This is a genomic window from Actinophytocola sp. (assembly GCF_036402745.1).
GTDB lineage: Bacteria > Actinomycetota > Actinomycetes > Mycobacteriales > Pseudonocardiaceae > Actinophytocola.
In genome coordinates this window covers 1-7,472 of the sequence record NZ_DASWSJ010000337.1, presented here as the reverse complement: position 1 = coordinate 7,472, position 7,472 = coordinate 1, and the positions used below count along the sequence as shown (strand labels likewise).

Annotated in this window: 6 protein-coding genes; 4 read left to right on the top strand and 2 right to left on the bottom strand. The window is 73.0% G+C overall.

Features of this window, described 5'->3' with window-relative positions; genetic code table 11:
• Window positions 1-2,820 (top strand): multicopper oxidase domain-containing protein (locus VGD70_RS30830; protein ID WP_331087571.1); only part of this gene is annotated, 2,820 nt, incomplete at its 5' end.
• A gap of 71 nt (window positions 2,821-2,891) precedes the next feature.
• Here the strand turns inward: VGD70_RS30830 and VGD70_RS30825 are convergent.
• On the bottom strand, window positions 2,892-5,015 hold the full coding sequence (locus tag VGD70_RS30825; protein WP_331087569.1) for a HelD family protein: 2,124 nt from the start codon (window positions 5,013-5,015) through the stop codon (window positions 2,892-2,894).
• A gap of 137 nt (window positions 5,016-5,152) precedes the next feature.
• On the opposite strand from VGD70_RS30825, the gene rsmD reads away from it, so the two are divergent.
• Window positions 5,153-5,719 (top strand): 16S rRNA (guanine(966)-N(2))-methyltransferase RsmD, encoded by a 567-nt coding sequence (rsmD, locus tag VGD70_RS30820; protein WP_331087567.1) that lies wholly within the window; start codon window positions 5,153-5,155, stop codon window positions 5,717-5,719.
• Window positions 5,720-5,786: 67 nt separating this feature from the next.
• Window positions 5,787-6,266, top strand: a complete 480-nt coding sequence (coaD, locus tag VGD70_RS30815) for a pantetheine-phosphate adenylyltransferase (RefSeq protein ID WP_331087565.1) — start codon at window positions 5,787-5,789, stop codon at window positions 6,264-6,266.
• On the opposite strand, the gene VGD70_RS30810 is transcribed toward coaD, so the two are convergent.
• Complete coding sequence (locus tag VGD70_RS30810; protein ID WP_331087563.1) at window positions 6,263-6,712, bottom strand: GNAT family N-acetyltransferase; 450 nt, start codon at window positions 6,710-6,712, stop codon at window positions 6,263-6,265. The genes coaD and VGD70_RS30810 overlap by 4 nt on opposite strands.
• A gap of 409 nt (window positions 6,713-7,121) precedes the next feature.
• Here VGD70_RS30810 and VGD70_RS30805 point away from each other — a divergent pair.
• Window positions 7,122-7,472, top strand: a 351-nt coding sequence (locus tag VGD70_RS30805) for a ribonuclease domain-containing protein (protein ID WP_414638102.1), incomplete at its 3' end; no start/stop codon positions are given.

The window sequence follows — 7,472 nt, the reverse complement described above, 5'->3', positions numbered from 1 at the left end:
CCGGCGCGCGACGCGATCGTCGGCGAGGAGCAGCACCACAGCTCCTGGCTCTTCGGCGACCCGGCCACGCCGATTCTCCATGCCTACCAAGGGGATCGCGCGCGGATCCGGCTCGTGCACGCGGGGGTCAAGGAGACCCACGTGTTCCACCTGCACCTGCACCAGTGGCACGCGGTGCCCGGGCACGACGAGTCGCCGATCATCGACTCGATCTCGATCAGCCCGCAGCAGGCGTTCACCATCGAGCCGATCGGCGGCGCGGGCTCCGTGCAGCGCACCACCGGCGACATCATCTGGCACTGCCACCTCTACCCGCACTTCCACGCCGGCATGTGGGGCATGTGGCGGGTGTTCGACACGCTGCAGGACGGCTCCGGCCACTACCCCGACGGCACGCCGATCGCCCCGCTGCGGCCGCTGCCCGGCCACCCCGCCCCGGTGCCGCCGACCCCGGAACGGCCCGGGTTCCCGGCGTTCATCGCCGGCGAGTTCCCGCAGAAGTCACCGCGCCCGCCGCGCACCCCGCTGATGCCCGAGGGCATGGGCCGCGAGCCGACCGAGCTGGAGCGCAACGCCTTCTGCCCCGACCCGCAGCCGGGCGAGGCGTTCACCAAGTCCACAGTGGACCCCGAGGCGCCGGTGCGCCGCTACCACCTCGTGGTGCTGCAGGGCACGGTCGACTACTACGAGTCCGCCGGCGGCGACCACCACAGCAGCTGGCACGACCACCGCGCGGTGTTCTTCGTGCTGCAGGAGGAGATCGACGAGGCGGGCGGGGTGGCGCGGTTCCAGCGCCAGCTCGAGGAGGGCACCCGCGAGGTCCGCCCGATCGCCATCCGCGCGCGGGCCGGCGAGGTGCTGGAGCTGACGCTCACCAACGAGCTGCCGATCGGCTGCCAGCCCCCGACCGCGTTCGACCAGGTGCTGCCGTTCCAGCCGGAGTGCGGGCTGCACGTGCACCTCGTGAAGTTCGACCCGCTGGTGTCCGACGGCGCGAGCGTCGGCTGGAACTACCTGTCCGGCACGGCCACCCTGGACGAGGGCGAACAGGCCCGCGCGCGGTACCGCAGCTGGATCTACCGCTGGTACTGCGACGAGGAGTTCGGCGTCGTGTTCTTCCACGACCACCTCCTGGCCAACGAGCGCCAGCGGCACGGCCTGTTCGGCGCGATGATCGCCGAGCCGGCCGGCGCGGAATGGGTCGACCCGCACGACCACTCGCGCGAGGTGCGCAACGACAACCAGGCCGTGGTAAAGCTCCCGGACGGCACCGCGTTCCGCGAGCAGGTGCTGGGCGTGGCCGACTTCGTGCCGCTCGTCGAGCACGGCGCGGGCGACGCGGGCGTGCCGATCAACCCGCCGGCGTTCCCCGGCGCGCTCGACGACCAGGGCGCGATGGGCGTGGGCTACCGGTGCGCGCCGCTGCACGAGCGGCCCGACCGGCCGGAGGAGTGGTTCGCCAGCGAGGTCCACGGCGACCCCGGCACGCCGATCCTGCGCGGGTACCCCGGCGAGCACCTCCGCGTCCGGCTCTACCAGGGCTCGCACGAGGAGCAGCACAGCTTCGGCGTGCACGGGATGCGCTGGCACGTGTGGCGCGACGACCCCACCTCGCCGCTGCGCGACCAGCAGACGCTGGGCATCTCCGAGGCGTTCAGCTTCCACCTCGACCCGGACACCCAGCCCGGCGACCACTTGTGGAGCTTCACCACCGCGGACGAGACGTGGCTGGGCGCGTGGGGCCTCATCCGCCTGCACGAGTCCGAAGTGGACGACCTGCCGCCGCTGCCGCGTGCCTTCGCGGGGGTGGCGCCGCCGCCGTTCGACCCCGCGACCGCCCGGCACTACGACGTGCGGGTGGCGGCTCACGAGATCGACTACAGCGACCAGCGCACCGACCCGCTCGCCGTCGTGTACACAGTGGACGACCAGGTGCCCGGCGAGCCGCTGGTGCTGCGCTGCCGGGTGGGCGAGTGGGTGGAGGTGACGCTGCACAACCCGCTGTCCGGCGACGGCGAGGCGACCCCGTTCGACCCCGGGCTCTCCGCCAAGGACGACCCGGCGTCCCGGGTGGTCTCCGGGACCGTGTCGCTGCACGCGGGCGGGCTGCTGCGGGCGGACGTGCGGACGTCGGACGGCTCGTGGGTCGGCCGGAACGAGCCCTCGACGGTGAAGCCGGGCGGCGAGCACACGCAGCGCTGGTACGCCGACCGCGAGGGCGTCGTGCTGCTGCAGGACCGGGCGGACATCCGGACCCACCGGCACCGCGGCCTGATCGGCGCGCTCGTGGTCGAGCCGGCCGACGTCACGCCGTCGGACTGGGTGGGGGAGCAGGCCGTGCTGCGCCACGCGGACGGCACCTTCGAGCGCGAGCTGGTGCTGCTGGTGCAGGACGGGGTGCGGATGTACCACGACGGCGACCCGACCCAGCCCGTGCGCGACCTCGAGGACGAGCCGGACGACACAGGGCAGAAGGGGTTCAACTACCGCAGCGCCCACCTGCTGCCGCGCCGCCCGTCGCTGGCCGACCCGGCCCCGGGCACGCCGCTGCTGGAGTGCGTGGAGGGCGACCGGGTGCGGCTGCACGTCGTGTGCGGCACCGACCGCGCCCGCAACCACGGGTTCCTGGTGCACGGCCGGACCTGGCCGATGGAGGAGCACCTCGTGGCGCCGCGGGTGGGGTCGATCGGCGCGCTGAGCGTGGGCAGCGTCCGGACGCTGCGGTTCACCGCGGGCGCCCCGGGTGACCACGCCTACCGGACCGGCCCGCTGCGCTGGTCCCTCAGCGAGGGGCTGTGGGGCCTGATCCGGGTCCGGTGACGTGCTCCCGGTGGGCCGCGCTGGGGGTGCGGCCCACCGGGTCTCCCACCGGTCGTCGGGTGCGGGTGTTCTCAGTTGCCCGGCCAGGACGGGTCGGTGGTGAGGACCGTGAGGCGCTGGGTGGCCCGGGTGAGCGCCACGTACAGCGTGCGCGGGCCGGTCGTGGACTCGGTGACCAGCTCGTTCGGCTCCACCAGCACCACCGCGTCGTACTCGAGGCCCTTGGCCTCCACGCCGTCGACCACGGCGAGCCTCGGGTCGTCCACTTCGGACAACGCGGCGCGGACGGTGGCCAGCCTGCCGGTGGAGGTGATCACGCCGACCGTACCGTCCACGTCGGACAGCAGCTCCAGCGCCGCGGTGTGGACCGCGGCGGGGATCTCCTCGGCCGCCAGCGCGCGGATCGACGGCTTGACCCCGGTGCTGCGGACCGCGGTCGGGAGCTGGTCGGCGGTGGCCACGTCGCCGACCACCTGGGCGGCCAGCTCGAAGATCTCCGCGGAGTTGCGGTAGTTCGTGGCCAGCGTGAACCGGCGGTGCGTCGCGCGGCCCATCGCCGAGGCCCGGGCCGACTCGGCCTCGTTCGGGTCCGGCCACGAGCTCTGCACCGGGTCGCCGACGACGGTCCAGCTCGCGTACTTGCCGCGCCGGCCCACCATGCGCCACTGCATCGGCGACAGGTCCTGCGCCTCGTCCACCACGATGTGCGAGTACTCGTCGTAGTGCTCGGTCCGCCGCGGCGCCGTCGACGTGTCCATGCCCCACGACCGCAGCTCGGCCGTCTGCGCGGCGACCCGCCGCCGGTGCCGCTTCGTCGGCTGGCCCAGCAGCACCCGCAGCTCGTCCAGCAGCGCCACGTCCGCGACCGTCGGGCCCGACGCCGTGTCCCACGACGACGCCAGCAGCTCCACCTCCGCGGCCGACAGCGCCCGCCCGGCCGCCGCCGCGAGCCGCTCGCGGTCGGTGAACCACGCCAGCACCTCGGCCGCCGTGAGGATCGGCCACCACACCACCACGAACCGGTGGAACTCGATGCGCTCGCCGAGCTCGGTGATCAGCTCGTCGTGGTCGATGCCCGGCCGGCCCTCGGCCTGCCGCCACAGCGCCTCCAGCAGCGCCTCGGCCGCGTCGACCCGGGACTGGTTCGGCACCCGCCCGCGCCCGTGCACCCGCCGCCGCACCCGCGCGAGCTCCCGCGCGTCCAGCTTCAGCACCTCGCCGCGGTAGGTGATCCGCAGCTCCTCCGGCGCGTCCGGCGGCGCCTCGCGCAGCGCCCGCTTGAGCACCCGGCGCATCCGCAGCGAGCCCTTGATCCGGTTGACCTCCGGCGGGTCGTTGCCGGCCGCGAGATAGCCGTCGAGCAGCTCCCCCAGCGAGCGCAGCTCGACCGTGTCCTCACCCATCGACGGCAGCACCCGGGAGATGTAGGAGGTGAACGCCGGCGACGGGCCGATGACGAGCACGCCGGAGCCGCCCATCCGCCGCCGGTCCCGGTAGAGCAGGTACGCGACGCGGTGCAGCGCGACCGCGGTCTTGCCGGTGCCGGGCCCGCCGGTGATCTCGGTGATGCCGCGCCACGGCGCCCGGATCGCCTCGTCCTGCTCCCTCTGGATCGTGGCGACGATGTCACGCATCTTGTCGCCGCGGGCCCGGGTGAGGCTGGCCATCAGCGCGCCCTCGCCCACGACCGCCATGCCGGCCGGCCGCTTGTCCGGCGCCAGCAGGTCGTCGTCGATGTCCACAACGGACTGGCCGGTCGAGCGGATGACCCGCCGGCGGACCACGTTCATCGGCTGCTCGGCGGTGGCCTGGTAGAACGCCGACGCGGCGGGCGCGCGCCAGTCGGTGACCAGGTTGTCGAAGTTCACGTCCCGGATGCCGAGCCGGCCGACGTACATCGTCTCCGTGTCCGGGTCGTCGCCGTCGGTGGTGTCGAGCCGGCCGAACACGAGGCCCTCGTGCTCGGCGTCGAGGCTGCGGAGGATCTGGTTGGCGTGGCGCACCATCACGTCGCGTTCGAACAGCATCGCGGCCTGCTCGAAGATGGCCTCGTTGCGGGCGCCGTGCGCCAGCTGGTCGCCCCGGCGGCGCATGTCCCGCGCCTCGGTACGCATCTCCTCGACCCGCTCGTACACGACGTCGACGTGCGCCTGCTCGACCGCGATCTCGGCCTGTCTGACAGAGGTGTGCGACACCCAGCCGCTCCCCGGTATGTGCCTGCGTGATTGTGAAAGTCGGCTCTGTTTGCTTTTTCTGGAAGGGCGAGCCTACGCGAATCGGGCGGTGTGGGGGCGGACACCCTGATCACAGTTGCCTGCGCCACGATGTCCGGGTGACCAGGATCGTGGCGGGGATCGCGGGTGGGCGGCAGCTCGCCGTGCCCAAGCGCGGCACCCGGCCGACGTCCGACCGCGTGCGGGAGGCGCTGTTCAGCGCGCTCGAGGCGGCCATGGACCTCGACGGCGCGCGGGTGCTCGACCTCTACGCGGGCACCGGCGCGCTCGGCCTGGAGGCGCTCTCCCGCGGCGCCGGCACCGCGGTCCTCGTCGAGTCCGACCCGGGCGCGGTCGCCGTGCTGCGCAAGAACATCGCGAGCCTCGGCCTCGCCGGCGCCGTGCCCCGGCAGGGCCGGGTGGCCGCGGTGCTCGCCGAGCCGCCGGGGGAGCCGTTCGACCTGGTGCTCGCCGACCCGCCGTACGCGCTCGACGACGCGGCGCTGCGGGCCGACCTCGACGCGCTGGTCGGCAACGGGTGGACCCGGCGGGGCTCGCTCGTCGTCGTCGAGCGGGCCAAGCGCTCGGGCCCGCCGGACTGGCCCGGGGCCCTGGTGCCGGCCAAGGTCCGCCGGTACGGCGACACGGAGCTGCATTGGGCCGCCGTGAGCGACCCCGCTGGGTGACCCCGTCGGGTGATCAAGACCACCGTCGGCCTGTCGGGAACGGTTCCTGCTGATACGGTCCGCGCTTATGAGGCGCGCGGTGTGTCCCGGTTCCTACGACCCGCCCACCAACGGCCACCTCGACATCCTCGAGCGCGCCGCCGCAGTGTTCGACGAGGTCGTCGTCGCCGTGCTGATCAACAAGAACAAGCGGGGCCTGTTCACCGTCGAGGAGCGCATGGAGATGCTCGCCGAGGCGGCCGCGCACCTGCCGAACGTGCGGATCGACTCGTGGCACGGGCTGCTCGTCGACTACTGCCGCCAGCACGACATCCAGGCCATCGTGAAAGGCCTGCGCGCGGTCAGCGACTTCGACTACGAGCTGCAGATGGCGCAGATGAACCAGCAGCTCACCGGCGTGGAGACGCTGTTCATGCCCACCAAGCCGCTCAACAGCTTCCTGTCCAGCAGCCTGGTCAAGGAGGTCGCGACCTACGGCGGCGACGTGGCCCACCTGCTGCCGGAGAGCGTCCACCGCCGGCTCGTCAAGCGCATCGCCGAGGGCTAGAGAGCCAGCTTCATCCCCACGTGGCTCGCGACGAACCCGAGCCGCTCGTAGAACCGGTGCGCGTCCACCCGGCTGGCGTCGGTCGTCAGCTGCACCATCGCCGCGCCCCGCTCGCGCGCGGTCTCGATCGCCCACTCCGCGAGCCTGCGGCCGAGCCCGCCGCCACGCTGGTCCGAACGCACCCGCACCGCCTCGACGAGCGCCCGGGTCGCCCCGCGCCGGGACAGGCCGGGGATGAACGTGAGCTGCATCGTGCCGACGACCTCGCCGCCGACCTCTGCCACCACGAGCAGCTGCCGCGGGTCGGCGTCGATCTCCTTGAACGCCTCCGCGTAGGCCGCATCGCCGGGCGACTCCCTCCTCGCGCCGAGCGGGTCGTCGGCGAGCATGTCGACGATCGCGGCGACGTCGTCGGCCGTGGCCCGACGGATGACCAGACTGTCCATGAACGCCATTGAACAGTGCTGAATGGTTCGCTTCGCTCCTCCGCTACTCGCCGTCTTCCTCCGTGCGATGCTCGGCGCTGGCGCGCCTGCGCTTCCTGTGTCTGATGGTTCGCTCCGCTCCTGCGCTACTCGCAGTCTTCCCTCCTCCCGTGCTCGGCGCTGGCGCGCCTGCGCGCGCTCGTCAGTCCAGACGGCGAACGCTCCGTCGCTCCCGCTCACGCGTCCAGACGGCGAACGCTCCGTCGCTCCCGCTCACGGGTCCAGACGGCGAACGCTCCGTCGCTCCCGCTCACGCGTCCAGACGGCGAACGCTCCGTCATTCCCGCTCACGGGTCCCGACGATCGGCGTCTATTTCGTGTCACGCACACGGGTTACGGTCGGAAAATGAGCAACGTCACACCAAAACCCGTGAAGACGCTACTCACCCTGCTGATCGCCACCCTGGGTCTCCTCGGCCTCACGACCGCCGGCTTCGCGGCGCCGGAGCCGGCGAGCCTGACGGCGGTCGCCCAACCGGTGTGTGGCGACACGTCCAGCTACACCGTCGTGCCGCTCGGCGACCTCCCGCCGGAGGCGACCGACACGGCCAACCTCATCGCGGCCGGCGGACCGTACCCGTACCCGCAGGACGGGACGGTCTTCTCGAACCGCGAGGCGATCCTGCCCAACTGCGCGAGCGGCTACTACCACGAGTACACCGTGGTGACGCCCGGCAGCCCGGACCGCGGGGCGCGGCGGATCGTCACCGGATCGGCGGGG